Annotated in this window: 22 protein-coding genes and 1 pseudogene; 14 read left to right on the top strand and 9 right to left on the bottom strand. The window is 42.3% G+C overall.

The window, feature by feature from the left end:
* Positions 1–20 precede the first annotated feature (20 nt).
* From cofG to gshB, 7 genes are all read left to right on the top strand, one after another.
* Positions 21–1016, top strand: coding sequence for a 7,8-didemethyl-8-hydroxy-5-deazariboflavin synthase subunit CofG (gene cofG, locus V7K67_RS22440; RefSeq protein WP_334729741.1), 996 nt, complete (start codon positions 21–23; stop codon positions 1014–1016).
* A gap of 247 nt (positions 1017–1263) precedes the next feature.
* On the top strand, positions 1264–2040 hold the full coding sequence (locus V7K67_RS22430; RefSeq protein ID WP_442943896.1) for a tetratricopeptide repeat protein: 777 nt from the start codon (positions 1264–1266) through the stop codon (positions 2038–2040).
* A gap of 26 nt (positions 2041–2066) precedes the next feature.
* A complete protein-coding gene (locus tag V7K67_RS22425) occupies positions 2067–2321 on the top strand; it encodes a UPF0175 family protein (RefSeq protein WP_229452616.1) in 255 nt (84 codons plus the stop codon).
* Positions 2314–2820: a DUF3368 domain-containing protein gene (locus V7K67_RS22420; RefSeq protein WP_334730188.1), complete on the top strand. Its 507-nt coding sequence runs from the start codon at positions 2314–2316 to the stop codon at positions 2818–2820. The genes V7K67_RS22425 and V7K67_RS22420 overlap by 8 nt, the downstream gene beginning before the upstream one ends.
* Positions 2821–3017: 197 nt before the next feature.
* On the top strand, positions 3018–4763 hold the full coding sequence (hflX, locus tag V7K67_RS22415; protein ID WP_334709319.1) for a GTPase HflX: 1746 nt from the start codon (positions 3018–3020) through the stop codon (positions 4761–4763).
* Between the two features lie 235 nt (positions 4764–4998).
* Positions 4999–5271, top strand: coding sequence for a glutaredoxin 3 (grxC, locus tag V7K67_RS22410; protein ID WP_334709302.1), 273 nt, complete (start codon positions 4999–5001; stop codon positions 5269–5271).
* 205 nt (positions 5272–5476) lie between these two features.
* The gene (gene gshB, locus V7K67_RS22405) at positions 5477–6451 is read left to right on the top strand and encodes a glutathione synthase (protein WP_334730189.1); all 975 of its coding nucleotides are present in this window, start codon (positions 5477–5479) and stop codon (positions 6449–6451) included.
* 268 nt (positions 6452–6719) lie between these two features.
* Here the strand turns inward: gshB and ftsZ are convergent, their stop codons facing one another.
* The 4 genes from ftsZ to V7K67_RS22385 form a co-directional block, all read right to left on the bottom strand.
* Complete coding sequence (gene ftsZ / locus V7K67_RS22400; protein ID WP_334730190.1) at positions 6720–8024, bottom strand: cell division protein FtsZ; 1305 nt, start codon at positions 8022–8024, stop codon at positions 6720–6722.
* A gap of 60 nt (positions 8025–8084) precedes the next feature.
* The gene (locus tag V7K67_RS22395; protein WP_334709305.1) at positions 8085–8372 is read right to left on the bottom strand and encodes a hypothetical protein; all 288 of its coding nucleotides are present in this window, start codon (positions 8370–8372) and stop codon (positions 8085–8087) included.
* Positions 8373–8694: 322 nt separating this feature from the next.
* The gene (locus V7K67_RS22390) at positions 8695–8901 is read right to left on the bottom strand and encodes a hypothetical protein (RefSeq protein WP_334730191.1); all 207 of its coding nucleotides are present in this window, start codon (positions 8899–8901) and stop codon (positions 8695–8697) included.
* Between the two features lie 420 nt (positions 8902–9321).
* On the bottom strand, positions 9322–10155 hold the full coding sequence (locus V7K67_RS22385; RefSeq protein ID WP_334730192.1) for a cell division protein FtsQ/DivIB: 834 nt from the start codon (positions 10153–10155) through the stop codon (positions 9322–9324).
* 677 nt (positions 10156–10832) lie between these two features.
* Between V7K67_RS22385 and V7K67_RS22380 the strand changes: the two genes are divergently transcribed.
* Together V7K67_RS22380 and V7K67_RS22375 are read left to right on the top strand one after the other, a co-directional pair.
* Complete coding sequence (locus V7K67_RS22380; protein WP_334730193.1) at positions 10833–12164, top strand: P-loop NTPase fold protein; 1332 nt, start codon at positions 10833–10835, stop codon at positions 12162–12164.
* 128 nt (positions 12165–12292) lie between these two features.
* A complete protein-coding gene (locus tag V7K67_RS22375) occupies positions 12293–17344 on the top strand; it encodes an nSTAND1 domain-containing NTPase (protein WP_335168479.1) in 5052 nt (1683 codons plus the stop codon).
* A gap of 99 nt (positions 17345–17443) precedes the next feature.
* Here the strand turns inward: V7K67_RS22375 and V7K67_RS22370 are convergent, their stop codons facing one another.
* Positions 17444–17791: a hypothetical protein gene (locus V7K67_RS22370; RefSeq protein ID WP_334730195.1), complete on the bottom strand. Its 348-nt coding sequence runs from the start codon at positions 17789–17791 to the stop codon at positions 17444–17446.
* Between the two features lie 759 nt (positions 17792–18550).
* Here V7K67_RS22370 and V7K67_RS22365 point away from each other — a divergent pair.
* From V7K67_RS22365 to V7K67_RS22350, 4 genes are all read left to right on the top strand, one after another.
* Positions 18551–19387 carry a photosystem II manganese-stabilizing polypeptide gene (locus V7K67_RS22365; protein ID WP_335168477.1) on the top strand — a complete coding sequence of 279 codons (837 nt, stop codon included), beginning with the start codon at positions 18551–18553 and terminating at the stop codon, positions 19385–19387.
* Between the two features lie 854 nt (positions 19388–20241).
* Positions 20242–21018, top strand: a complete 777-nt coding sequence (locus tag V7K67_RS22360; protein WP_179066949.1) for an RNA polymerase sigma factor SigF — start codon at positions 20242–20244, stop codon at positions 21016–21018.
* 164 nt (positions 21019–21182) lie between these two features.
* Positions 21183–22025 carry a hypothetical protein gene (locus tag V7K67_RS22355; protein ID WP_334730197.1) on the top strand — a complete coding sequence of 281 codons (843 nt, stop codon included), beginning with the start codon at positions 21183–21185 and terminating at the stop codon, positions 22023–22025.
* A 2-nt stretch (positions 22026–22027) separates the two neighbouring features.
* Positions 22028–22279: a hypothetical protein gene (locus V7K67_RS22350; protein ID WP_334730198.1), complete on the top strand. Its 252-nt coding sequence runs from the start codon at positions 22028–22030 to the stop codon at positions 22277–22279.
* 344 nt (positions 22280–22623) lie between these two features.
* Here the strand turns inward: V7K67_RS22350 and V7K67_RS34515 are convergent.
* From V7K67_RS34515 to V7K67_RS22340, 3 genes and pseudogenes are all read right to left on the bottom strand, one after another.
* Positions 22624–22731 (bottom strand): annotated as a pseudogene (locus V7K67_RS34515) (DUF4351 domain-containing protein); the annotation flags it as partial.
* Between the two features lie 2 nt (positions 22732–22733).
* Positions 22734–23813, bottom strand: coding sequence for a tetratricopeptide repeat protein (locus tag V7K67_RS22345; RefSeq protein WP_334709320.1), 1080 nt, complete (start codon positions 23811–23813; stop codon positions 22734–22736).
* A 64-nt stretch (positions 23814–23877) separates the two neighbouring features.
* Positions 23878–24585 carry a 16S rRNA (uracil(1498)-N(3))-methyltransferase gene (locus V7K67_RS22340; RefSeq protein WP_334730199.1) on the bottom strand — a complete coding sequence of 236 codons (708 nt, stop codon included), beginning with the start codon at positions 24583–24585 and terminating at the stop codon, positions 23878–23880.
* 516 nt (positions 24586–25101) lie between these two features.
* Here V7K67_RS22340 and V7K67_RS22335 point away from each other — a divergent pair.
* Positions 25102–25320 (top strand): DUF4327 family protein, encoded by a 219-nt coding sequence (locus V7K67_RS22335; RefSeq protein ID WP_012407469.1) that lies wholly within the window; start codon positions 25102–25104, stop codon positions 25318–25320.
* Positions 25321–25407: 87 nt separating this feature from the next.
* On the opposite strand, the gene V7K67_RS22330 is transcribed toward V7K67_RS22335, so the two are convergent.
* On the bottom strand, positions 25408–26691 hold the full coding sequence (locus tag V7K67_RS22330) for a protein kinase domain-containing protein (RefSeq protein WP_335168474.1): 1284 nt from the start codon (positions 26689–26691) through the stop codon (positions 25408–25410).
* Positions 26692–26962: the final 271 nt, after the last annotated feature.

Raw genomic sequence — 26962 nt, 5'->3', positions numbered from 1 at the left:
AGAGCAAATTTACTCTGCTTATGCCAATTAATAATTCTCGTCTTGTCACCTATAGCCCTGCTTATACAATCGTTCCTACTTACGAATGCTTTAATCGGTGTAGCTACTGCAACTTTCGCAGTGAACCGGGTAAAAGTCCCTGGATGAGTCTTTCAGATGCAGAAAGTATTTTAAAACCACTTCAAAGTGAAAAAGTCTGTGAAATTCTCATACTTAGCGGTGAAGTACATCCACATTCACCAAAGCGTCATGCATGGTTTGGGCGGATTTATGATTTGTGTGAATTAGCGCTTTCAATGGGGTTTTTACCACACACAAATGTGGGGCCATTGAGTCTTGAGGAAATGCAAAAGCTCAAGCGTGTAAATGTTTCAATGGGGCTGATGTTGGAACAGTTAACGCCAACATTGTTAAATAGTGTACATCGGCACGCACCGAGTAAATTACCAGAACTTCGTTTACAGCAATTGCAATGGGCGGGAGAGTCGCAGATTCCCTTTACAACGGGGTTGCTGTTGGGAATCGGGGAAACTGTAGATGATTGGTGGGAAACATTAACAGCTATATCTCAACTGCATCAACGTTATCACCATATTCAAGAAGTTATCTTACAACCTCATAGTCCAGGATATCAGCAAACCTTTGATGCACCACCTTTTGACCCTCATCAGTTACCAGAAGTAATTGCTAAAGCACGTCAGATTTTAACGCCAGATATTACCATTCAAATTCCGCCAAATTTAATTCAAGATGACCGATGGTTACTCGCTTGTATCGAAGCTGGTGCGAGAGATTTAGGTGGAATTGGACCAAAAGATGAGGTGAATCCCGATTATCCTCATGTTCAGGAACAGGCATTAAGAGAAATTTTACAACCTGCGGGGTGGGAATTGATGCCGCGTTTACCAGTTTATCCGCAATTTGATAGCTGGTTGTCGGGGGAGTTACAAATAGTGGTGAAGCACTGGCGCAATACTCTAAGAGGATGTTTTAAAAGTATTGGGCGAATAGAATGAGACTGTTGATCAATTCATGGTGGGTTTGACCCCTCACCCCTAAAACATTGGTTTGGCGTTGCTTTCCCACCCTGAAATAAATTTCGGGCTAAGAGCTACTGTCCGTTGAAACGGACCCAAATCAGAGTAATTTTGAACTGGATGAATCCACCTCTGAACTCCGTTAATGAGTATTTGAACTGGATGAATCCACCTTAATTCTCTATAATCTCGATTATTATGAGCATCATTGCTATATTTTTTACCTATGGTTAATAGTACTGACTTACTCGCAAACCTCTACAATGCCTTCAACCCCTTTGAACCCTTACCCGCAGGCGATCCCAAATATGTAGATTGTCAAGATGTCCGAGGAGATGCAGATATTTTGCAAGAGTTGGGAAATCGAATGCGACTAGCAGATACAAATACTTGCCAATTGTATTCTGGTCATCGGGGTGCGGGGAAGTCTACAGAATTACTCAGGTTAAAGAAGTATTTAGAAAATCGGCAATTTCAACCAGATAAATACGAAGCTTGGTACAATCGGGGCATTGCGCTAGATGATTTAGAACGCAATGAAGAAGCGATCGCATCCTACGACCAAGCACTGAAATTTCAACCAGATAAAGACGAAGCTTGGTACAATCGGGGCATTGCGCTACGCAAATTAGGACGCTTTGAAGAAGCGATCGCATCCTACGACCAAGCACTGAAATTTCAACCAGATAAAGACGAAGCTTGGTACAATCGGGGCATTGCGCTACGCAAATTAGGACGCTTTGAAGAAGCGATCGCATCCTACCAAGAAATTGCTAGCCTATCTTTAGCAGAACGTCACAAAATACTAAAACCTTTTATCACCGCCACAGCCGAAGATTTTTTGAACGACCCGGAATTAACAGAATTCTCAGTTTTAGATGGTGAAGATTGGGAAACTGAGAATGACAACATAATTGATGTGGAAGAACTCGAAAGCACCCGTAGCCATGATGGATTTTTGAAGGGCTACGCACCAGAAGACGAAGGACTTTATGACGACTGAAAATTAAAAACGATCATCCTGATAAAATCATGTCACAACTTAAAATTGACTATCCAGAAACTTTACCAGATGCCTTACAGCAAACGCGAGAACAGTTTGAACAAGAAGCAAAAATGGCGATGGCAGTTAAACTATTTGAAATGAAACGCATTTCTTCTGGTTTAGCTGCACAATTAGCAGGTATAGATAGGGTAACTTTTTTACTTAACTTACACCGTTATGGTGTGGCGATGATTGATTTAACAGAAGAGGAACTTATATCTGATTTAGCGAATGCTTGAAACTAATATAATTGTTATCAACACAGCACCACTTATTTCTATAATAGCGGCAACAGGAGATTTAAGAATACTTCAATCTTTGTATACTGAGGTTTTGGTTCCCTTTGAAGTTTGTCAAGAAATACTTGCTGGAGGTACAAGCGGATTTGCGGTAAGTGAATTTGAGGATGCAGATTGGCTAGAAAAATCGCAAACACCTTTAAATAATATTTCTCCATTCTTACTTAATTCTTTAGATTTAGGAGAAGCTTCTGTTATCCAACTTGCACTCAATGAAAATATCCAGACTGTTTGCATTGATGAATCTGCTGGTAGACGAGTTGCCAGGTTAAGCGGTCTTTCGATTACAGGTACTATCGGTATTTTGTTGCGTGGACAGCGAGAAGGATACCCTATTGATATTAAACAAGCAATTGACAGAATGGTTGCTCGCGGAATTAGGCTAAGTGAAACTATTATCAATTTTGCACTTCAACAAACTGGTGAAACAGATCCTTAAATTTTATTTTGAGGCGGTGCGTGTTATTACCATTGCTGGATGGATGGAGACAAGCACCAGCAAAATAGCCTCAAATAAATACCCACCGCGAACTAATTCTTAACGCATCCCTCAAAGGAGATAGATAGGAGCCTAAACCCTGTTGTAAAATAGACATATAAGGATTCGGGGGGCCATTTAACTGGTCAAAAACGCCTATAGAAACTATTTTTGGAAATCTCCAAGGTCTGAAGTCCAGCCAGCTAAAGCAACTACAGCGGTTGTACCACCAGCGCATACCAGGCGATCGCATCACCACGCCTGACTTTTCCCAGCGTTTAGCAGCAATTAGCACAGAAGTCAATCAGCCTGTGTGTGCCTACATCAACCGTCGCGGACAAGTGATTCGCGTCGGGGTAGGCACGCCGCGTCAAACGCAAATACCACCGATGGAATTGCCCCGTTACGGTGCAGAACGACTCAGTGGTATTCGTTGTATTGCCACCCATCTCAAGCCTGAACCGCCCAATGAAGCGGCACTCACGGCGATGGCACTACAACGCTTAGATGCCCTAGTTGTTCTTAATATTACCGGAACCGGATTTACACGGCGGGGAGGCGGTGCAACTGGGTATGTCAAAGAAGCTTATTTAGCTCATCTGACACCCCAAGAGTCTCGCACCCTGATTACTAGTCCTGCTGCATCCAAGGTAGGGGAAAGCCAAATTCAATCCCCAAGTTGGAATATATCGCCACCTCTGGACTTGGACGATCTGGCAGACCAGGATTTAGTAGACTTGGTAGAAAATCTGGAAGCAGAATTCCAGCGGGAATTTATCGCCCAGGAAGTAGATGCTGACCACGATCGCGTGCTAATTGTCGGGCTGATGACCAGTGAGATGACTCCCCTACAATTCCAGGACAACCTATTGGAATTGGCACGTTTAGTTGATACTGCTGGCGGAGATGTATTACAGACAATACAACAAAAGCGATCGCGTATTCATCCCCAAACCGTAGTTGGCGAAGGTAAAGTCCAAGAAATTGCCCTAACTGCCCAAACACTAGGGGTTAATCTCGTTGTCTTTGACCGCGACCTTTCACCCTCCCAAGTCCGCAACTTAGAAATGCAAATTGGTATTCGGGTCGTTGACCGTACCGAAGTTATTTTGGATATCTTTGCCCAACGCGCCCAGTCTCGTGCCGGTAAATTGCAAGTAGAACTAGCACAGTTAGAATATATGCAGCCGCGACTGGCTGGTAGAGGTCGTACCATGTCCCGATTGGGTGGTGGTATTGGGACTCGTGGCCCTGGTGAAACCAAACTGGAAACTGAACGCCGCGCCATTGGCCAGCGTATCTCCCGACTGCAAAAAGAAGTAACCCAGTTGCAAGCCCATCGTTCGCGGTTACGGCAGCGACGGCAGCATCGAGAAGTTCCCTCAGTAGCTTTGGTTGGATATACTAACGCTGGTAAATCTACTTTGCTGAATGCTCTCACTAACGCAGAAGTTTATACAGCCGACCAGCTATTTGCCACTCTCGATCCTACTACCCGCCGCCTGGTAATTCCTCATGGCGAAACAGATGAACATCAGGAAATTCTCATTACAGATACAGTAGGGTTCATACACGAACTGCCTGCATCGTTAATGGATGCCTTCCGCGCCACCTTGGAGGAAGTCACAGAAGCCGATGCCCTACTACATTTAGTAGATTTGTCTCACCCCGCTTGGTTGCGTCATATTCGCTCAGTTAGGGAAATCCTGGCACAAATGCCAATAACTCCTGGCCCCGCGCTGGTTGTTTTTAACAAGATCGATCAAGCCGATAGTGAGACACTAGCTTTAGCTAGAGAAGAGTTTCCCCTTGCGGTGTTTATTTCTGCGAGTCAGCGTTTGGGATTAGAAACTCTACGCCACCGCCTTGCTCAACTAATTGAATACGCCGTTGACAGCAGGTAAATACTGAACTAGAAATATCTTAAATTTTTAACATAAGGGAAGGCGATCGCCTTCCCTTATTTTTTATAGCGGTTCTCGTTCACATGAGGTACACCCATAGGGGCAATTCATGAATCATTGGTGTCAACTTAACGTCAACCCTTGTCACTTCTAATTTGCTCAAAAAGCAATATAGCAACTACAGCCAGCAGTAAAGTTCTAAAATTAAGAAGTATTAAATCAACTTGAGGACATCATGGCTGCAAAAGTAGAAATTTACACCTGGAGGACTTGCCCGTTTTGCATTCGTGCCAAAAATTTGCTGAAAAACAAGGGCGTTGAATTTACCGAATACAGTATTGATGGAGATGAAGTAGCCAGAAATAAAATGGCTCAAAGAGCAAATGGACGTCGTTCTCTACCGCAAATTTTCATCAATGATGACCATATTGGTGGTTGTGATGATATCCACGCTTTAGATAGTCAAGGTAAGCTGGATGAGCTACTAACTTCTAGCAATAGTGTTTAGATTCAGAAGGTACTGTGCTAGCGATAAGCCGCTACAACTCTGAAAAAACAACGTGCTGCTTTGTCTACTGACTTTTATCCCCATCTGTCTACAAGACTTTACCTCCAGCTTCTACTCAGCAGTACAGATGTACGTCAATTCCTAAGATCATCAAGAGATAATAATTGAATAACTATTTAATTTCTTGGTGATTGAGGTACAAAGGGTGAAACTGGCTTTTATCATTGATCCCATCCATTTGCTTGATCCGTGTCATGATACCAGTGTTGCACTGATGGAAGCAGCGCAAATCCTGGGACACGAAGTTTGGATAACTCAAGCAAATCTGCTGAGTGTAGTGGAGGGCAAAGCTTGGGCTGTCCTACAGCGAGTCGAACTTGTACCAGTGCAATTGGTGGACAGCCGGTGGGTAGCGGCGAATCCTTGGTATAAGTTGAGCGATTCCTGCTTAACTTCTTTAGAGACAATGGACGCCGTATTTATGCGGACAGATCCACCAGTCAATGATTCCTACCTCTATGCCACCTATATTCTCGATTACATTGACCAAAATAAAACCCTGTTGATTAACAGTCCCAGTGGCATCCGAGGGGCAAATGAAAAAATGTACGCCCTCCAGTTTACTAAAACCATTCCAGAGACGATTGTCAGTGCCGATAAGCAATTTATCCGCCAATTTGTGGAAGCAAAGGGGGCAGCAGTTCTCAAACCACTGGGTAATAAAGCTGGGGAAGGAATTTTGTTTTTGCAATCAGGCGATCGCAATTTTAACTCCATTGTTGAACTCAGTACCCTCCAAGGTCGAGTACCAGTAATGGTACAAACCTATCTACCAGAGGCAAAAGAGGGAGATAAGCGAATTATCTTGCTCAATGGCGAACCCATTGGTGCGCTCAATCGCCTCTCTAGCGGAACTGATTTTCGCAATAATATGGCGACTGGTGGTACTGTCGCTCAAACTAAAATTACCCCAAGAGAATATGAAATCTGTACCCAATTAGCCGAACGCTTACGCCAAGACGGCTTAATTTTTGTGGGTATTGATGTTATCGGTGGCTACCTAACTGAGGTTAACGTCACTAGTCCTACCGGAATTCGTGAGATTGACCGACTAGATGGCACTCACCTTGGTGATCAGGTTATTCAATGGATTGAACAAACACTAGAAATCAAACTGTAGCTGGGCAGGTTTTCCTGTTTTTGTAAAAAAAGCATAGCCGGAGATGCAAGCCAGTAGATTCCTGCCCAAGTTCATTTTATAAAGTAGCGTTGAGAGTTTTTCCAATTAGTAAAATTGGGGATGGCAATATATTGCTTACCCCCACCCTTGGTAAACCCCTGGTGGAACTAGCAGATTTTATACAGCGTTCAGCCTGAACTGAGACTGCTAAGTTAATCTAAAATCCTTCGACTGAGCGCTCACGACGAAGTATTAAATTCAAAATCTTTTAATTCTTTGGTGTACGTCGGTTTCTCAGAAAATCAGGTATATCCAATCCCGGTTTTTCTTTTGGTTCTGGAGTTGGAGTTGGAGTCGGAGTTGGAGTTGGGGAGTTAACTGTGGGTTGCGGTGTTATTGTTCGCTTCGATGTATTAGGTGCTACCCGAACGTTAGCTACGCTTTGTTGTACGGCAGCTTGCACTTCACCTGTGAACCCGGTGGCAATTACAGTAATTCTCACCTCACCTTGGAGTCTGTCATCAATTACAGCCCCAAAAATAATATTGGCGTTGGGATCAACTACTTCATAGATTGCTTCTGCGGCAGCATTTACTTCATGCAAGGTAAGATCAGTACCACCAGTAATATTAAAGACAACCCCTCTGGCCCCTTCAATAGAACATTCTAGTAGTGGTGAAGAAATAGCCGCGATCGCAGCTTCTCTGGCTCTAGATTTTCCAGAACTCACGCCAATTCCCATCAATGCCGATCCCGCATCTGCCATCACAGCTCGGACATCAGCAAAGTCAACGTTTACCAAACCAGGGATCGTGATGATATCAGAAATGCCTTGTACCCCTTGACGGAGTACATCATCTGCATAGCGAAAAGCTTCTTGCACAGGCGTTTGTTCGGGGATCACTTCCAGCAATTTATTGTTAGGGATAATGATCAGTGTATCTACTCTACTTTTTAGTCCTTCAATACCTTGTTCTGCTTGGCTGGTGCGACGGCGGCCCTCAAAAACAAATGGACGTGTGACTACACCAACAGTCAGGGCGCCCATTTCTTTTGCTACTTCTGCCACAATCGGGGCTGCACCCGTCCCAGTACCACCGCCCATACCAGCGGTGATAAATACTAGGTCTGCACCCTCCAAAGCCGTAGCAATTTCGTCCCGCGATTCTTCAGCTGCCTTTTGACCAATGGCAGGATTACCACCCGCTCCTAAACCCCGCGTTAGCTTCTGTCCAATTTGCAATCGACTGGGAGCGCCAGCTAAGGTCAGAGCTTGAGCATCAGTGTTAATTGACCAAAATTCTACCCCAGAGACATCAGACTCGATCATGCGGTTAACAGCATTGCCACCACCACCACCGACACCAATCACTTTAATGTTGGCGACCCGACCAGGAACAATCTCGCCAATTCGGCTATTTTCCGTAAAAATCTTCTTATTGTCGTGATTTTGTCCGAAGTTCATCCCAGAATTATTAAAGGGGTTAGTTGAGTTAACTGCCAGAGAGAACCCCGGCTGTCCCGTAGATTGGGAATTTTTATAGTTAAGTCCTTGGTTATTATCAAGTGTCATTGGATTTGTGAAAGGGTAGATAAACGACTTTTTCAGGTGTTATTCACCTCAGGGTCAACTTTAGTTTGACAGTGCCACAATACTATGGCATTGTTCTTTATTGTTTTCACTACTGCCAAGCCTAACAGAACTGGCAGTGCGAAAATTTGCTATGGGATAAGCTTTTAAGGCAGCCGATCGCACAGCCAATTCTAGAGAAGTATACCTATATTTATCTAAAAGTGACCTGTATAACTTCAACCAGACATTAATCTCTTCATTATTCTCAGCGGAGGGCATAACTTGTAAAGACACACTACAGGGTATTTTCTCTGCCTCAATAATAATATTGTTAATAGGTTTCACCATTGGGTATGATTGCAACTTTAGACACAAAATTTACATTCTACTTACTTATTTTTAAGCCTAAACTAAGCAAGAATTTACTTGTCAGACTATACCTGATTAACTTGTTGTTTGGGGGGTCTTAATGGACACTTTGTTGGAGCAATAGTATATCTGACGATAACCCTCACTAGTGCAGTCAAACAATTTTAGATTTTAGATTTTGGATTTTGGATTTCAGGGTCAATCCAAAATCCAAAATCCAAAATTGGCACGGTCAACAAATCAAGATTTTCTAAGAGGTTTCGTTACCCAATTAAGAATTACGGCACAGATTAGTCCAAACTTATTGCCCAGAAGCAATGCTTACGCAATTTTGGGCGGCATTTTTAGTGACAGATTCAAAGGGATTGGGTACTGAGGATTGGGTATTAAGAAAACTTTTCTCTAGTCCCCAATCCCTAGTACCCAGTACCCAGTCCCCAGTCCTCAATCCCTTTGAATCAGTGCCCTCTGAAAAGCGAGTCTGAATCTTAATGAAAAACTCAAGCATTTTTCTCTTTTCCGCACTGGGTTTGGTCAAAGAGTGTATGGGTAGAAGGCGTTTTGTACGCCATAAATAGGTAGGCGGGAATAAACCAAACTATATTACGAAACGTAAATATGGCTGAAATCCTTACCAATGACCAATGAAAAATGACAAATGACGTCCCCCACCAGTTAACTTTATTTACGCCCATCTACTTAGACCATCATTAGATTGTCTGACATCTTGTACCGTACTATTTAGATATTAGGGTAACGATTGAGGGTCTTTTACTCGCAATGGAGATTTTCTGATTGATCTTCTCATTTTAATTAGAAGTTAATGCCGATTTTCGTGCGGTTTACTGGAAAACTGAAAATAATAAATATATTTATCAGCATAAAGCTTCTTAATTTACTAGGAGTTATCAATACAACATTAAACACGTTAGATGTTTTTAGGGATTTTGGGAGTTAATTTCTGGACTTTTTGGTTCATCTGTACTAATGGAGATTCGGGATTTTTCAGATCAATATACTCTATTTGACCGGAATTGAATTTTGTTGCTAGAGGGCGCATTTGGGCGAGTAACTTAATTTGTTCAGACAATTGGGGGCCTGGAACGCCGAGATGTACATTTCCTAGTTCTGTTTTCAAAATTAAATTCGTTGGATTTTGGCAATCAATTTCCATCACTTTTATGGGGCTATGAATCACAGCTTCATGGAGTTGAGTCCAGTAGGAGCAGTATTGTTTTGGCGAGCCAATGACTCTGAGATTGGGTAATTTCTTAGTGGGATTGAGTGATGTGTATTTTTCTAAAGGCATCCAGGCTCCACTGGCATCTAGTAAGCCGATTGTTACTTTGTTGTTGCCACGTGTTTGAGTCACCGCGACAGGCACTCGTTCTTGAATTTCGATGATTAATCCAGGAGGAAAGAGGCGGCGTCTGACGATCGCTTGGGCAATGGTTGGTTGTTTCTTCAAAGAGTTAGCGATCGCTGACGGTTCAATCCGCCACAAAGACTGGGGGTAAGACAGCACCAACAATGACTGAGTTGTTTGATCCGACAGTAATTTATTGCCTGATTTCATCACTATTTGTTTGGGAGCCTTGAGCATCCACACTGGTTGGATTGCCACCCACAGCAATCCACCCGCCAAACCAGTAATGGCAAAAGTTCGCCAAATAGCCTGAATAATTTTCATTTGCCGCTGCCGACGCAATTTTTGACGACGCTGGGCTAGATCCGTGCGGGAAACTGATATTATGCCAGCCATTCACACCCCTTTTTGGTTGCAATCTAAATTCCTTGACACGCTCGTATCATTATTAATTTCAGTAAACACTGTTGGCATCTGTTAGCCGCTCTCCTCAAGACTTTTTTTATTTTTAGTAACACTTTACAGTAACTACACAAGGATTATGGCGCTAGTTATTATTCCGATTAAAGTTTCCGGTGTCCATTTTTAACTGACTGTAGTCTTTTTGACAAGTTATTTTTGAAGATTTTTCCCTAAAGATTACAAAATATTAATTGAGATGTATGGGATTTTGTTTCCTTGACAAATAGAATGTGAAGTGATATATAAGTATTCCTGGATCTCTGTGTACCTTGCTATAATTCATACCAGTTATCCCCGTCAGCTATCCAAACTGAGAACCATGAATTTTTGTAGCTTTTTTTACTTCTTCCCTAAACGATACAATTTTGTGTCAGGCCAAACAGAAGCTAGAGATTGTCAAAACCTCAATAGCAGGTGTAAAAAGGACAGATATGCTTAAGGCTATCAGGGTCAAGTAAATCTCTACCATATTACTGACAGTAATCCTGCACCAAGTGCTGTCCTTTGCAAGACACTACCAACTTGCGAGTTAATCCTATGCCTACATCCCGGATAGGATTAATTGTATAAAAAATACAATCTAAACTGCATCTACATACACCTCTACATACATGAAAACGACGTTAAATTTGTCACGTTTTTATAAAGCATGTAACCCCAGCTACACGCTAAATATAAGTAACGTGCTAGATCGGCAGTATTACATAGATTTTGCTGATGTACGTGGTTGCAAGATTGTCGAAGAATTGCAACGGACTATCGTTCGGATTTCCCCTGATGAGCCAACCTGCCAGTTATTTACAGGTCATATTGGCTGCGGTAAGTCAACAGAATTGCAGCGCCTCAAGACAGAACTAGAATTGGCGGGATTTCATGTGGTTTATTTTGAATCCAGTCAAGACTTAGACATGGCAGATATTGATATCAGCGATATTCTGCTGAGTGTAGCCCGTCAAGTCAGTGCCAGTTTAGAAGGGATTAGCATCAAACTTAAACCTGGTTACTTTACCAATTTATTTAAAGAAGTAGGCGATTTTTTGCAAAGCCCCATAGAGCTTTCTGGACAAGCGGAGTTGTCTTTGGGTATTGCCAAAATTACCGCCAAAACCAAAGATAGCACCCAGATGCGGAATCAACTGAGGCAATATCTGGAACCACGTACCAATAGTATTTTGCAAGCGATTAACGAAGAAATTTTAGAAAAGGCTGTTGAACAGCTAAAACTAAGGGGCCAAAAAGGATTAGTAGTAATTGTAGATAATTTGGATCGAGTGGATATGCGGCCTCTAGCATCCGGGCGATCGCAACCAGAATATCTCTTTATCGACCGAGGCGAACAGCTACGCCGACTTAAATGCCACCTAGTTTATACAATTCCCCTAACGTTAATCTTCTCCAATGAGTACGAGACACTGAAAAATCGCCTGGGGGGAGGGATTGCGCCAAAAGTCCTACCGATGGTATTAGTGCGGCAAAGAGATGGCAGTGACTACGAACCAGGGATGTCACTAGTGCGCCAGTTAGTTCTAGCAAGAGCTTTTCCAGAAGTTCCTTTGAATGAAAGGTTTCTATTAGTTACAGAATTATTCGATCACTCCCAAACTTTAGATCGTATATGTCGCGTTAGCGGTGGTCACATTCGTAACTTATTGGGTTTACTTTATAGTTGCCTGCAACGACAAGATCCGCCTTTTTCTAGGGAATGCCTAGAAACCGTAATTAAGGACTACCGCGACGATCTGCTATTAGCTATTGATGAATCCCAGTGGGAATTATTGTTTGAAGTAGTGCAGCAGCAGAGAGTTAAAGGTGAGTCTGACTATCAAAGCTTACTAAGAAGCATGTATCTGTTTGAATATCGTGACCCGGTAGGGCGCTGGTTTGGCATCAGTCCAGCCTTGGCAGAAACAGAAAAAGTTTTGGCTTGGCAACAAAACAAGTAATAGTCATTAGTCATTAGTCATTAGTCATTAGTCATTAGTCATTAGTTATTTCCCAATGCCCCATTCCCCATGCCCAATGCCCCATTCCCTATGTCCAATACCCAATACCCAATGCCCCACCATATCCAATGACTAATGACAAACAGCTACACGTCTACACCAAAGAAAATCAGCATACTTTGCAAAGACTGATTAGAGCGATCGCACTTTCCGAAGGTCAATTTGCCCTGATTTTGGTTCGATGTAACTATGGGCGATTACGTGAGCAAATGTTAGAGAATATTCGCTCCACCAGCCAGGACATTAATATCAGAGAAATTTTTCTCAATCCATCAACTACTTCTTTACACAGCACAATAGTCTCAGAACTATTTTTAGATAATCCTGCCGTCCTTACAGATTCTTTGCCTTCGGCTGTGATGGTTTTTGGTATTGAGTCAACTACCGATCTGGAAAACTTACTTACAGGTATCAACCAAGCACGAGATATCTATGCTGCAACTTTTCCATTTCCAGTGGTGTTGTGGCTACAAGATGAAGTGGCATCATTGCTTTCAAGATTAGCTCCTGATTTTAAAAGCTGGGCTGCAACCACTATTAAATTTGAAATGGCCAAAGCAGATTTAATTGCTTTGATTCACCATGAAGCAGAATCTCTCTTTGCCAAAGTCCTAGAAGCCGGTGCTGAAACATTTTTATCTAATGCCTTCCTAGATTTAGATCCCAAATCCCAACATCGCCATGAAATAGAATCAGCCCGTAATGATTTGCTACGCCTGTATGGCGTTCAATTAACACCAGGATTGGAAGCAAGTTTAGAATTTGTGTTGGGGCGAGATAAATACGCCAACGATCAAATTAATGGTGCTTTAGCCAATTATCAAAGAAGCCTCGCATTATGGCAGCAAGAAGCGAGGAGAGTTGCAGAGTGGGAGAGTAATTCTTCTTTGCCCCTTTCATCAGCTTACCCTATCCCTGCCTCGTCTTTACTTAAGCAAGCAATCGTGCTATTCCACCTGGGGCTTTGTTATCACCGAATGGCAGACTTATACCAGAATACTAGTAGCTATTGCGAACATGCTCTGTCGTGGTTTAAACAATGCTTAGACCTATTGGAGGAGGTACAAAGAGAAGACTTAGTTGCTAAATTTATTTTGCCTGCTTGTGAAATGCTGGAACGCTTAGAAGCCTGGGATGAGTTAAAAGAATTAGCTCAAAAATCATTACACCTACATAAAACTTATGGAACTCCCGCACAAGTTGCTCAAAATTATGGTTTTTTGGCAAATGTGGCGGCTTCTGAGTCCAATTGGGTACTGGCTCATGAATTAGCGAATACAGCACTTTCTATCTCGGAAGAAGCAACACAAGTTTCTCTGCGAGACGCTTTGCGAAGACGACGACAAGAAAGTTGGTATCTTCTCTTGCTAGCACGTACACAACGGCATCTGGGCGAGTCTGAGGAAGCTATTAATAACTTGGAATGGGCGAAGGTCGTTTGTGAACTACAACATCAGCCATTACTTTACTTAGAGATTTTAGAGGAACTGCGATCGCTTTACTTTTTTGAGCGTCATAACTACACAGAAGCCTTTAAGCTAAAGCAAGAAAAAATTAAAATAGAACATCAGTATGGCTTTCGGGCCTTCATTGGGGCAAGTCAATTACAGCCGCAACGCCCCAGAATTAACCCAGTACTGGAACCTCACAAAATACCATTTATTCCTGAAGAAATTGCTCAAGAAATATCTGCTTCTGGACGGCAACAAGATGTCAATCGCTTAATTGAAAGAATTGCCCGTGCTGACTACAAACTCACAGTCATTTATGGCCCATCAGGTGTAGGAAAAAGTTCAATTCTCAAAGCTGGTTTAGTCCCAGCACTCAAAGGAAAAGTTATTGGTGAACGCATTCCTATCCCGATTGTTTTGTCTGTTTATACTGATTGGATCACAATCTTAATCAGCAGTATCAACCAAGCCCTAGCATATACAGAAATATCGGTTAGTCTTAACTCTACACCCACCATAATACTAGAAAAAATTCGGTTAGCATCTGAGCGCAATTATACTATAGTTATCATATTAGATCAGTTTGAAGAATTTTTCTTTGTTAGTAATCCTCCCACGCAAAGAATAGAATTTTATAAATTCTTTAGTGAATGTTTAAATATTTCATTTGTAAAAATTATTCTTTCATTAAGAGAAGATTATTTACATCATTTATTAGAATTTGAACGTTTGAGCCATAAAAATAGTACTGGATTATATGATTTAGGCATAATTAATAAAAATATTCTCGATAAAGACATTCGCTACTATTTAGGAAAATTTTCTAGCCAAGATGCCAAATCCATAATTCACAGTCTTACTCAGCGTTCACATTATGAACTGAGTGAAGAATTAATTAACCGATTAGTGCAGGATTTGACAGGAGAATTAGACGAAGTACATCCAATTGAATTACAAATAGTCGGCGCTCAACTACAAATAGAAAACATCACCACACTCGGACAATATAAGCTTTGTGGTGGATCGACAAAATTAGTAGAACGCTGGCTTGGGGAAGTTATCAAAGACTGTGGTCAAGAGAACGAAGAGTTAAGTTGGAAATTATTATTTGAGTTAACTGATGAAAAGGGGACACGACCGTTAAAAACTAAAGCTGATTTGGCAGCTGCATTAGTTAATAATCAGGATATAGATACAATATCAAGCTTTGACAAAGTTGGGGAACTGATTTTAGAAATATTGGTGGGTTCCGGCTTGGTGTTGCGAGTCAGAGAAGAATTAGGCGATCGCTACCAATTGGTTCACGATTATTTAGTTGAACCAATTCGCCAAAAGAACAACTATGGTATGCTCGCCGAATTAGAAAAAATCAAACTTGAAAAAACTCGAGCGGAAGTAGCTCAAAAACTTAGTCAAGAGCAACTTAATTTAGTATTGCAACGGCGACTGCGAGAAGCACGGATAGCAGGCGCAATCCTAGCAATCATGGGCGGAACAATCGCAGCATTATGGTGGCAAGCCGACTTACAGAAAAGAGCCGCAGTCCACGAAACTCTACGAGCAGAACGCAGTGAAACCAACTTGAACATTAGTGCAATCACTGCTGCTAGCGAAGCTTTGTTTGCCTCTAATAAAGAATTTGATGCCCTATTAGAAAGTTTGCGGGCTTGGCGAGGACTTAAACAGGCGGATGGAGTGCAACCAGATACCCGAATGCGGGTGGTGACAGCCTTACAACAGGCAGTTTATGGAGTAACGGAGGCTAACCGCCTGGAAGGGCACACTGATATTGTCTGGGGAGTAACTTTCAGCCCAGATGGTCAGTTGCTAGCATCAGGTAGCCGAGATCAAACGGTGAAAATTTGGCATCCTGATGGTACTTTACTCCAAACCCTCAAAGGTCACACTGATGCTGTTACCTGTGTAAGTTTCAGCCCTGACGGTCAAACTCTAGCATCTGCCAGCCTCGACAAAACAGTGCAAATCTGGCGTAAAAACCCGGTTACAGGTGAATTTGACCCCAAACCATATAAAACCCTCAAAGGAAATGAAGATTGGGTTTATAGCGTTGATTTCAGTCCTGATGGCGAATTATTAGCTACTGGCAGTAAGGATAAAACCGTAAAACTCTGGCGCAAAGACGGTAGCTTAGTAAAAATACTGAGGGGACATCAGGGGTGGGTTAACTGGGTAAACTTCAGTCCCGATGGTCAATTTATCGCCTCGACCAGCGACGACAAGACAGTGAAAATCTGGCGACGGGATGGTAGCCTCGTAACAACTTTGCAGGGACATAAGCAAGGTGTGATCGTAGCTGTTTTCAGTCCAGACGGTAGAGTGTTGGCGTCAGCAGGTCGAGATAAGACAATAAAACTTTGGCAACGGGAAAATAATAGCTCTACTAAAGATGGTTTTGACTTTCGTCCTTACAAAACTTTACGACAGCATAGCAGCACAGTATGGAGTTTGAGCTTTAGTTCTGATAGTAAAAAGTTAGCTTCCGCAAGCGAAGATAATACCATAAACCTCTGGAGTATCACTGGTACTTTACTCAAAACCTTCAAAGGACACAGCGATGCTGTTGTTAGCATTGCTTTCAGTCCAAATAACAAATTCCTGGCTTCAGGAAGTTATGACAAAAGCGTAAAATTATGGAGTTTAGAGGCTCCAACACCGTCTATTCTTCATGGGCATCAAAAGCGAGTTTTAAGCGTTGCTTGGAGTCCTGATGGTCAGATGCTAGCTTCTGGTAGTAGCGATCGCACTGTCAAACTTTGGCAACGATACACCAGTAATGGCGAGGTCAAAACCCGACTTTACAAAACTTTGGTAGGGCACACAAATAAAGTTCCCAGTGTCAGTTTTGACCCTAAAGGTAAAATGTTGGCTTCAGGAAGTTATGACAAAACTGTGAAACTTTGGCGGCTTGACGGTACTTTAATCATGACTCTCCACGGACATACTGATAGTGTAATGAGCGTCAGTTTCAGCCCAGATGGTCAGCTTTTGGCATCAGCTAGCAAAGATAAAACAGTGAAACTTTGGAACCGTGAGGGCAAGTTGCTCAAAACCTTAGTGGGGCATCGGGGTTGGGTAAATAGCGTCAATTTCAGCCCTGATAGTCAAGTTTTAGCCTCTGCCAGTGACGATCAAACTGTGAAACTTTGGCAGCGCGATGGTACTTTGCTGAAAACTTTCTTGCCCCATGACAGTTGGGTATTGGGTGTCAGCTTTAGTCCCACTGATGAGTTGCTGGCTTCTGCTAGCTGGGATAACACCGTGAAACTGTGGCAACGGGATGGCACGTTGTTAAAAACCTTATTAAAGGGGTACAGCGATAGCGTCAATGCCGTAACTTTTAGCCCCAATGGTGAATTCCTCGCCGCCGCTAGTTGGGATAGTACGGTGAAACTTTGGAGCCGTGATGGCAAATTAATTAAAAGTCTCAATGGGCATCACGCTCCGGTGTTAAGTGTTAGCTTTAGCCCAGATGGTCAAACATTAGCATCAGCTAGTGATGACAACACAATAATTCTGTGGAATTTACACCTTGACGATCTGCTGGTTCGTGGTTGCAACTGGGTGGGTGATTACCTCAAACACAACCGCAATCTTGAGGAGCGCGATCGCCTTCTTTGTGATGGCATAACCCGTACAAACCCTTTTTAATATATCGCGGAAGTCCCCACCCTCAACTCGTGAGTTCGGTGGGGATTGTGAGCGGGGGGTGAGTTATTAATTCAGAGCTAGAAATAATTTTCGAGCTAATTAGCTAAAGGAGCGATCGCTCTCTAAAACTTCGTGGCTTTTTTCTTCGGGAGTCTCTTGTGGCAAATTCGCTAAAAAGGCTTGTAGTCTCATGCGCTCAATGTAAGGCCAGCCGCCCTCAGACTCAATATCTTTCAGCAACGAGTAGAGTTGCCGACGGTTAACAGGTAAACTCTCTTGAAAAATTCCATCCCGAATTTCTCGGTGTAATTGCTCTAATTGGCGCAGCAAAGCCAAAAGAGCTACAGTATCACCTTGGCAATCTTGAACGGCATCATATACCACAGTTGCGATCGCTTGCACTTTACCGGACAACTTCTCTGATTCAATATTTTTGTGAGCGTTCATGCCACCCTTTCCGTATAAATGAGGTCAACTCAAATTTACCGGAGATTTTTAATTTTCCCTAGTTTGTCCCCTCACTTGCCCGACTCAGGGGTGAATATAACTAGATTTGTATCTTTATTAGAAGCAATTGCGATCGCTCCTAAAAGAGCGTAATCACCTTTAGTATAGGCTCCACAGGAGCTAGATGCGATCGGAACGAGACTTTCTTGGATTTTGAGAACTTTGATTTTGAGTTAAAAAAAATCGTATGATCTGGCTGATTTACCCATCACACAATGGGCTGTATGTAGTGGCGTCACATACATGATACAAAAAGACTTGGGCGACGCCGCTTTTGCTTATGGCAAAAGCAAAGTGCGAAGCAGACACCCCTGTTCGCACTCTTCGAGGCAAGCATTTATGCTGCTCTGTGTGAGGCTTACTCATCCACCCGCCCAACTCTAACAAATGCCACCAACAGTAAAACTGCTGGTTTTTTGCTCCCCTAGTAACACACATCCAAAATAGATGCAGTGTGCTTAGTCTGGGGTTTACACCCCAAGCTCAAGAGAGCGACACGTTTAACTACGTTTAGCAGAGAAAAGTTTGAGCAGCGGTTGACAACCTAAACACTCGGACACTTGCTTCAACTCTCTTAATCAGAGCAAAGCCGTGTCCGAACAAAGGTAGCTTTTCGCAGAGTAGCGGCTTCTCATCAGAGATCAAAGCTTCGATGCAGTTTTACAACTTAGATATTAATTTTTGAGATTGAGGTTGACCATGAGGTATCGCGCTTTAATTGTTGCATTCTTGGCTTTGTGCCTGGGACTAATAACTGCTTGTAGTGATGCTCCTGCTAGTAGTAGTGGTAGAGATGTACTCACTTACGATCAAATTCGTGGCACTGGCTTGGCTAACAAATGCCCCCAACTAGCAGAAACAAGCCGTGGTTCCATTCCCATTGATTCTAGCCAGTCTTACGGCATCAAAGAACTTTGCTTGGAACCAACTAGCTTCTTCATCAAAGAAGAACCTGCTAACAAACGCCAAGAAGCAGAATTTGTTGCTGGCAAATTGTTGACCAGATACACTTCCACCATTGACCAGGTGCAAGGTAATTTAAAAATCAACACAGATAATAGTCTGACCTTTACCGAAACAGATGGTCTTGACTTCCAAGCCATCACTGTGCAGCTTCCCGGTGGTGAGCGAGTACCTTTCCTTTTCACCATCAAAGACTTGGTTGCTCAAACCCAACCCAGTTTGACCAGTATTAACACCTCCACGGACTTTGAAGGCAGCTTCAAAGTTCCTTCCTATCGTGGTGCTGCCTTCCTAGATCCCAAAGGTCGTGGTGTCGTTACTGGCTACGATAATGCCGTAGCTCTGCCTGCTCAAGCAGATAATGAAGAACTTACCCGCACTAATGTCAAGCGTGCAGAAAATCTCAATGGCAAGATTTCTCTGCAAATCGCGAAAATAGACAGTTCTAGCGGTGAAATTGCCGGTACTTTCGAGAGCGAACAGCCATCTGATACAGATTTAGGTGCTGGCGAACCTAAAGAAGTCAAGATTCGCGGTCTATTTTATGGACGAGTTGAACCGACTCGTAGCTAAACCCTTGAAAGTCAGGCAACTAACTGGCACTCAGAACGAAAATTCTGTAAGTATCAGACTTGATCGCAAAAGTTAACTTATTTATCCTCTATTTTCAGGCTACTGTGTACACACAAGTCGAATTACCCCCCTTAATCCCCCCGATGTATTGGGGGGAAAAAGAAATCTAGTTCCCTCCCCAATACATACAGGCAGGGCTAGGGTGGGGTAAAACCTTGGGTTTTTCAGCTATTTCAGACTTGTGTATATACCGTAGCTATTTTCAGGAGGGTAGATAGGTTTTTTACTCTGTCTGCAGAATCTCAATGTCTTTAGACCTGAAAGTGTCAATATAAAGACTATAGACTTAAGTACAAAAAAGGGTGATATGCCCTTTTTTTTTATTGGCTTCCGTAAATATACATAGGATTTTTTTAATTATTAGTAGTTTTTAATTATTGGATAAATCTCAGTTAAATAGGCACGTAATTTTACTGTAAATCTTACTTTTGCTTATCAAACAAAAGTCCAAATTCTGTTGTTTTCTTTCTCTAAATTAACTTCATCATTAATTAATTCAAGTTAAGTACAATCTCGGTTTGATATTTAGTGATTAATTTTATATTTTATTCCTATGTAGTTCTAAAAAAACTACAGGTCACACCAAAGATAAATAACCAACTAAATAGCGATTTCGCCCATTTAAATTTTGCTCGATTGTCAAGTAAACTATGGAATTTTGATAGAAAGTCTTTATTATATACCATAGTATTTGCTAGCAAACATAGTGCGATATCGTCTTTGATATCGTGCGATCGCAGCTAAATTTAAAAGTGAATAATTAGATTCTTTATTTGCTCAATAAACCCGGTGCTATGCCTACCACAGTCACCAATGAACTAAAGCACGAAATTTGGCAGTTGTTGCGAGAATATCAGCAATCTCCGTCAGAAAATGTTCGCAATCAACTGGTAAAACTCAATTTTGGACTTGTGAGAAAAGAAGCTCACTACTGGACAAATCAATGTCATGAAACCTACGATGATTTGCTCCAGGTTGGATGTTTAGGTTTAATCAGGGCTATTGAAAGATTTGAAATTTCTAAGGGACATGCCTTCAGTTCCTATGCTCTTCCATATATTCGGGGTGAAATTCAACACTATCTCCGAGATAAAGGTGTCACCGTGCGAATTCCTCGGAGATGGTTAGCACTACAACAGCAAGCAATAGGAGTATCACGTTCTTGGCGTGAAAAACACAATCGTCAACCAAGCGACTCGGAATTAGCAGCAGCATTAGAAATTTCTCCAAATGAATGGCAAGAAATTAAATTAGCATGGATCAATCGCGCTCCATTGAGTCTTGATGTGCCAATCCAAGATGGAGAAGAAGGTTCTACCTGCTTAGGAGAATTGGTTCCAGATCCTCACTATCGCAGCTTTCAACTGGCACAAGAAGACCAACTGCGTTTACAACAAGCATTGGTTCAGCTAGAAAAACGCACCCGCGATGTGTTGGAATGTGTGTTTTTGCAAGATTTGACACAAAAACAAGTTGCAGAACATTTGGGGATCAGTGTAGTTACGGTTTCCCGTAGAGTCAAGAAAGGACTGGATTTGATGAAAGAGCTTATGGGTGTAGCAGAGGATTAACTATAAATAAAGTTAGCCGCAGTTACTCTGGGTAGGCAGTGCTAAAAATAACCCTTGAAATGTAAAAAATTAGGTTATAAAGGGAAGATACTTTGCCTTGGATATAAATTTAAGGCATGTTGATTTCCAGTTTTAAATTTTCCAATGGCTTTTGAGAACAGCTCATGGGCAGAACTTCAAAAATTACAATTGCAGCTATTCTAACTTTGGCGATCGCTGGATGTGCTTCTGAAGATACACAACAACAAGCCATCAATCCTGCGCCAATTCCCAAAATAGCAAAAAAGTCGCCACCAGCGGCTCAATCCTTTAAGAATCCAGTGATACCTGCCAAGCAGGTTTCACAAGTTAATTCTGCATCTGCTAGCTTAATTCAATCCACTAATGCTACAGAGAGGGCACGAGAACTTGTGGTATCAAAAGATCGGAGCGATCCTTTTGCACAACTTTTCGGGCAGACGACTCCCGGAATGTCTAAAACATCTGGCAGACCAGTTCCCGTGTTGCCTAAGCTACCTACTGCATTAGTAGTAAAACCAAAACTTCCAACACCCAAAATAGCTTTAAATCCACAGAAATCTGTACCAAAAAAAGTCAATCCTATCTTGACTTCAGTCTTACCTAAGGTTTTGCCTCAAGTTGTTGCCAACCCTACTTTAGTCTCTGTATTGCCACCGCCAGCACAACCTGAGTTAGCAAGGGCAGTGGTTGTGACTGGTGTAGTTCTAATTAGTAAGGAACCACAGGCAATTATCAAAGTACCCGATGAGCCAACAAGTCGCTATGTACAGGCGGGACAGCGATTAGCAAATGGCGTACTGATTAAACGTATTGAAATGAATCAGGGCTACAACCCTATCGTGATTTTGGAACAATTTGGTATTGAAGTTGCCAAAATGGTAGGGGAAGGGGCCGTAAACTCAACGCCGTCAGCTACATCTGCTACTGGCAATCCTGTTTCAGTGACACCACCCCCCCCAAATTCTTTTAAAGTGGGAGCTTCATAAAGATGGGAATTAAGGAAAAAATTGAATTCGCTGGTTTGCCTTTAGCTGTCTATAGAGAAATAGCAGCGCATTTACGTCAAGTCGAAGGGGTGGAAGTGGATTTAATTCCCCAGTCATCCCAGCAGTTTGATTACAATCAAAGTCAAATTGGTGGTTTGAGCCTCTCGTGGACCGCAAATTCTGGTTTAGAAAGTCGGCAACGAGTTAACCAGATTTTGGCTTACTATCAAAGTCGCTATATTAACCCTATTTGATTTTTTGATTTGTGAGAATTGCAAACCGCAGATCCCCGACTTCTTAAAGAAGTCGGGGATATTGTTATGTTCAAATACATGAAAACTGCTGTAAGTTGACACCAATGATCCCTATTTGGCAATAAGACGAAAGAAATGTAAAAATATTCGCGATTATACCTTAACACCTCTATCAAAGAAAAAGAACAATGGTCAAATGGTCACAAGCCCCTAAATTTATTTATGGAACGAAATAAAAACATTTATTTCGAGACGCATAGCGCGTTCGTCTTTGGCGTTTCGTAGAGAGAAATAATACGTCATTATCAAATCCCCTCAATTTATTTATGAGGATTATTTTTTTACTTCTTAATCTCCCCTGAAACTTTTTCTGATGGCTTGACTTCTCCATAATCTTTTAGTAATTCTTCCAGATAGTCTTTGGCAAATTTGTCATGTATAAAGCGCGTCATTTCTATTGATCTACAAATGATTTAACAAACACCAGTCCACTATATAAATGAAAAGCTGAATCCCAATTACTCTGCTCCCGGCGAAACAGATTAATGTGAGACTTGATATGACTCAGCATTTCTGTTTGATCTAATGTTGTATCTGCAAAAGACGTGAAATCTGACCAGATTTTGACTTGAGGTAGTTGCTGGTTAATCCAACTAGATAAATTATTCCAATTAATTCTGATTGTATTTTGGCTAGCTTGGGGAATGATTTCTAAACCTTGCTGGAATTCATAGCCGTTATCATAAAATCGGAGAATGCAACGTCTACCAGGTATGTGTAAATCACAAAACTGAGCATAATCTTGTGTTTGAGTTTTCCATTCGAGTTTATGGTAGGGATCAACATCTACAACTTGTTCAAAAATAGGCAACAGTCCTACTACTCTTGCTGTGACTTCTGACCAGTCAAAGGTGAGAGAACCGAGTTGGTTTGTGTCATTACGGCAAACAATAGTAGCTTGTGGGCTAGATTCTTGGAAATGTTTGACTTGATAAACTTGAATTTGCTGAATTTGAGCTATTGTTGCCCAAAAGCAAGGAATGCCAGCCTGCTGTAACTGTTTTCCATAAAATTTTAGTTCTCCCACTTGACCAGTGCGGTACAACCTCCAGCCACGACTTGGCATTAATAGCCGTGCAGTGTAGGGGTCTAGCTGCATAATCTGGGCAAATTTCCGAGACGCTTCTGTTTTCAGTTCATTACTAAGTGGCTCTAAGACTAGTACGCCAAGTTCGGTGTTATTCGGTTCAGATTTTGCTTGAGAAATGGCTCTTTGTCTTTCTTCTAGTTCCATTTCTTGTATTCGTTGCAAACCTTGACGTGCTAGCGCCACTATTTTGGTATTTGTCGTATCTCGCAGCAGTTGCCGATAAATTTTTTCTGCATTCTGACGCTTTCCAGATACTTCATGCAGCCGACCAAGATAAAATTGGACCCAAGGATTGTCTGGTGATTCTTTTTGCAGCTGTTTGAGTAATTTAGCCGCTGTTTGATAGTCTTTATGCTCAAAGGCGATCGCAACTTGCTCAATCATCACTTTAAATACACGCTGGAGTGATGTCTCACCCAAAATTACTTTTGCGTGAGCTATAAATCATTTATACTTCACAAGCTGCGGAAATCAAGGATAATGCTACTACTGGGGCTGTAACTGCTCTCAAGATGCGACGACCAAGGGAAACAGGTTTAAATCCAGCTGACTCCGCATTCTCAATTTCTTGTATTGTCCATCCCCCTTCTGGCCCAGTAGCAATAACAATCTCGCTAGAGATGTTACTCAGCACTTTGTTTAAATGGGGATACTCACCACGAGCCTCACAAATGTAACGGTGACTTGTCTGATTGGCGGTGATAGCAGTATTAAAAGCAACAGGCTCTAAAATTGTCGGCACGAATGAGCGTTCTGATTGTTCAGCGGCTTCCGCAGCGATGCGCCGCCAGCGTTCGAGCTTTTGAGGACTAGGATGAAGTAAAGTGCGATCGCTCAATACTGGTGCAATACAAGTTACTCCCAACTCTGTACAACACCGCACCACTTCATCAAATCCATTGCCTTTGGGCAACGCCACCATCAGCGTAATTGATATAGGTAATTCTGTTTCTACTACAAGCAGTTCTAAAACCTGTGCTTGTTCCCCTGCTAGCTGCGCTAACCACCATTTCCCCATACCATCCATTGCAATAAAGCGATCGCCTTCACGCAAGCGCAACACACGCCCTAAATAATGCTGTTGTTCTTTTGTAAGTAAAATTTCCCCTTGCTGGAGTTGGGAGGGTGTGATCGCAATTCTTTGCAGTTGAGACATTTTTCTTAATAAATTATTGCCCTGCTGTAGACATCTGCTGTCTAACCCAGGTACGGAAAGCACGAGTTGCTGCTATTTGTCCAATTTTCTTGCCTTCTTTATAAATCGAGGAATCTCCGTTACCAGCATAGGCGCAAAAGTTGGACTGCGATCGCTTTGCGAGTATTGTTTACTTCGACTTGTCTGTACACCGTAGCCTTATAAAGGAGAGGGTTAGGGTGGGGTGCAATGACTGTGGGAATAATAACAAATTATCTGGACATGATATTGCTCCTAAACCTTTGCCTAGCTTCTGCAAAAAGTTTAAGGACTACTTGGTGAAATTGGAGTTTTGTGGTGGTAATTACCGTACAAAACCGAATTTACCAGTAACTTAGTGGAGTTTGTTATGGTATAGTTAGAAAGTTAAGACTAGCTTTGCCAAAATTACACCACTCTACGGGCCAGCAATAATTGCAGAATGGGAAGCAGTTTTAATTAAGCATTTACCAACAAAATCAGAATTGAATCGAGGTTATGACTCAGCAAGTGATTCACCCAATGGTGAAATTGCAGCGCAACGTGCAATCACTCATAGAATCGAATATTATCAAGCCAAGCGATAGCATCTGGAAAATCGCTTTGCTATATGGTAATGAATGGCAGCACTGGAAACAGGAACTGCTTGACTTTGGCTTTAGTATGCAAGACCCAGTTAGCGAATTGCTAGCTGTAGAAACTTGGGATGAGGAATAGAAATTGAGGGTGAGGGGGATGAGGGAGAGAGAAAAATAAAAAATACTTCTCGCTTGCTCCCTCATCTCCCGCTACTCCCTCATCTCCTTATGATTGGCAAGTAGCTAAAGCCGCAGCTAATTCCTTTGCAGTTTGATAGCGATCGCGTGGCAATGGTTCTGTAACGCGATCGATCACATCTCTTAATTGGGAACTAATGGTGGGAACTTTTGCCACATCAAACCTGAAGTTTCGTCCTCGTTGGCGATAATACTTAAACGGGTTTTCGCCTGTGAGCAGAAAAATCAGCGTTGGCCCAACTGCATACAAATCAGATTGAGTTAAAGGTTGTCCTCGTTCTTGTTCAGGAGCGCAGTAACCTTCTGCACCAATTCGAGTACCGGGCGCTGTACCAATTTCCTTAACTGCGCCAAAATCTAGTACCACCATGCGATTTACCGAACCTCGCACCATTAAGTTGGCGGGTTTAATGTCGCGGTGAATCAGTGGAGGCTCTTGGCTATGAAGATAGTCTAAAATATCGCAGGTTTGGATCATCCAGGCGATCGCTTGGTTTGGTGTTACTGGGCCAGTGGTATAGACACGTTTCTCTAAATCTTGTCCGTGGATTAGTTCCATTGCCAAGTATTTTTTTCCGTCTTCTACAAAGAAATCGTAATACTTGGGAATTCCCGGATGGTTAAGGGATTTGAGAGTGTACGCTTCCCGCTCAAATAACTCTTGAGCTTTGGCAATTCTGGCCATATCAGCATTCATTTGCTTCAACACCAGCAGTTTTGGTGTACCTGCAATCAGACCAGCCGCATCCCAAGCCAGATAGGTAGTACCCATCCCTCCTTGTCCGAGAGTTTGCAACACCTGATAATGGCGAATCTTCTGTTGCACTGAGAGAGGTTGACCGCAGTGGATACAGAATAAATTATTTGGTGAGTTGCCTTCGTGCGTGCAAGTGTAGGATAAATTTGCCGGATTTTTTGCTGAGTAAAGTGTCTCGGCGGCATTTTCTTCTGTTGCTGGTATTTGTTGTGATCGCACACCAGTTTCCAGTACTGTGACATCCTGAATTTGGAATTGCAGTATTGGGCCTCCCTGTGCCAGTTGCAAAAGGGAATTATCTGGTAATGGACTTTGAATTACAAGGACACCGTTGAGAAAAGTCCCATTTGTACCTTGACTAATCAGCTGCCAAGTACCGCCATTGCTAGGGGAACCGACTTGTCTAAGTTCTAGATGATGCCGCGAAACTAAACTATCAGTTAAAACAACGTGATTATCTGCCGCTCGACCAATCCGAATTATGGAGGAGTTCTCAAAGCACCACTGCTGGAGGGGCGTTTTCTGTTGCGGTTCTAACAGGGTCAGACTAACCACAATACAACCTACAAGGTAAATGGATTAGGGATTGGGGATGGGGCATTGGGCATGGCTAATGGCTAATTGCTAATTGCTAATTGCTAATTGCTAATTGCTAATTGCTAATTGCTAATTGCTAATTGCTAATTGGGAATTGGGTATGGGTTCTTCTCATTGTCTCCCTCATCCTGCCTATTAGCCATTAGCCATTAGCCATTAGCCATTAGCCATTAGCCATTAGCCATTAGCCATTAGCCATTAGCCATTAGCCATTAGCCATTAGCCATTA

The organism is Nostoc sp., assembly GCF_036917155.1.
In the GTDB taxonomy this organism is placed as follows: domain Bacteria; phylum Cyanobacteriota; class Cyanobacteriia; order Cyanobacteriales; family Nostocaceae; genus Nostoc.
This window is presented reverse-complemented; position numbering and strand designations above follow the sequence as displayed.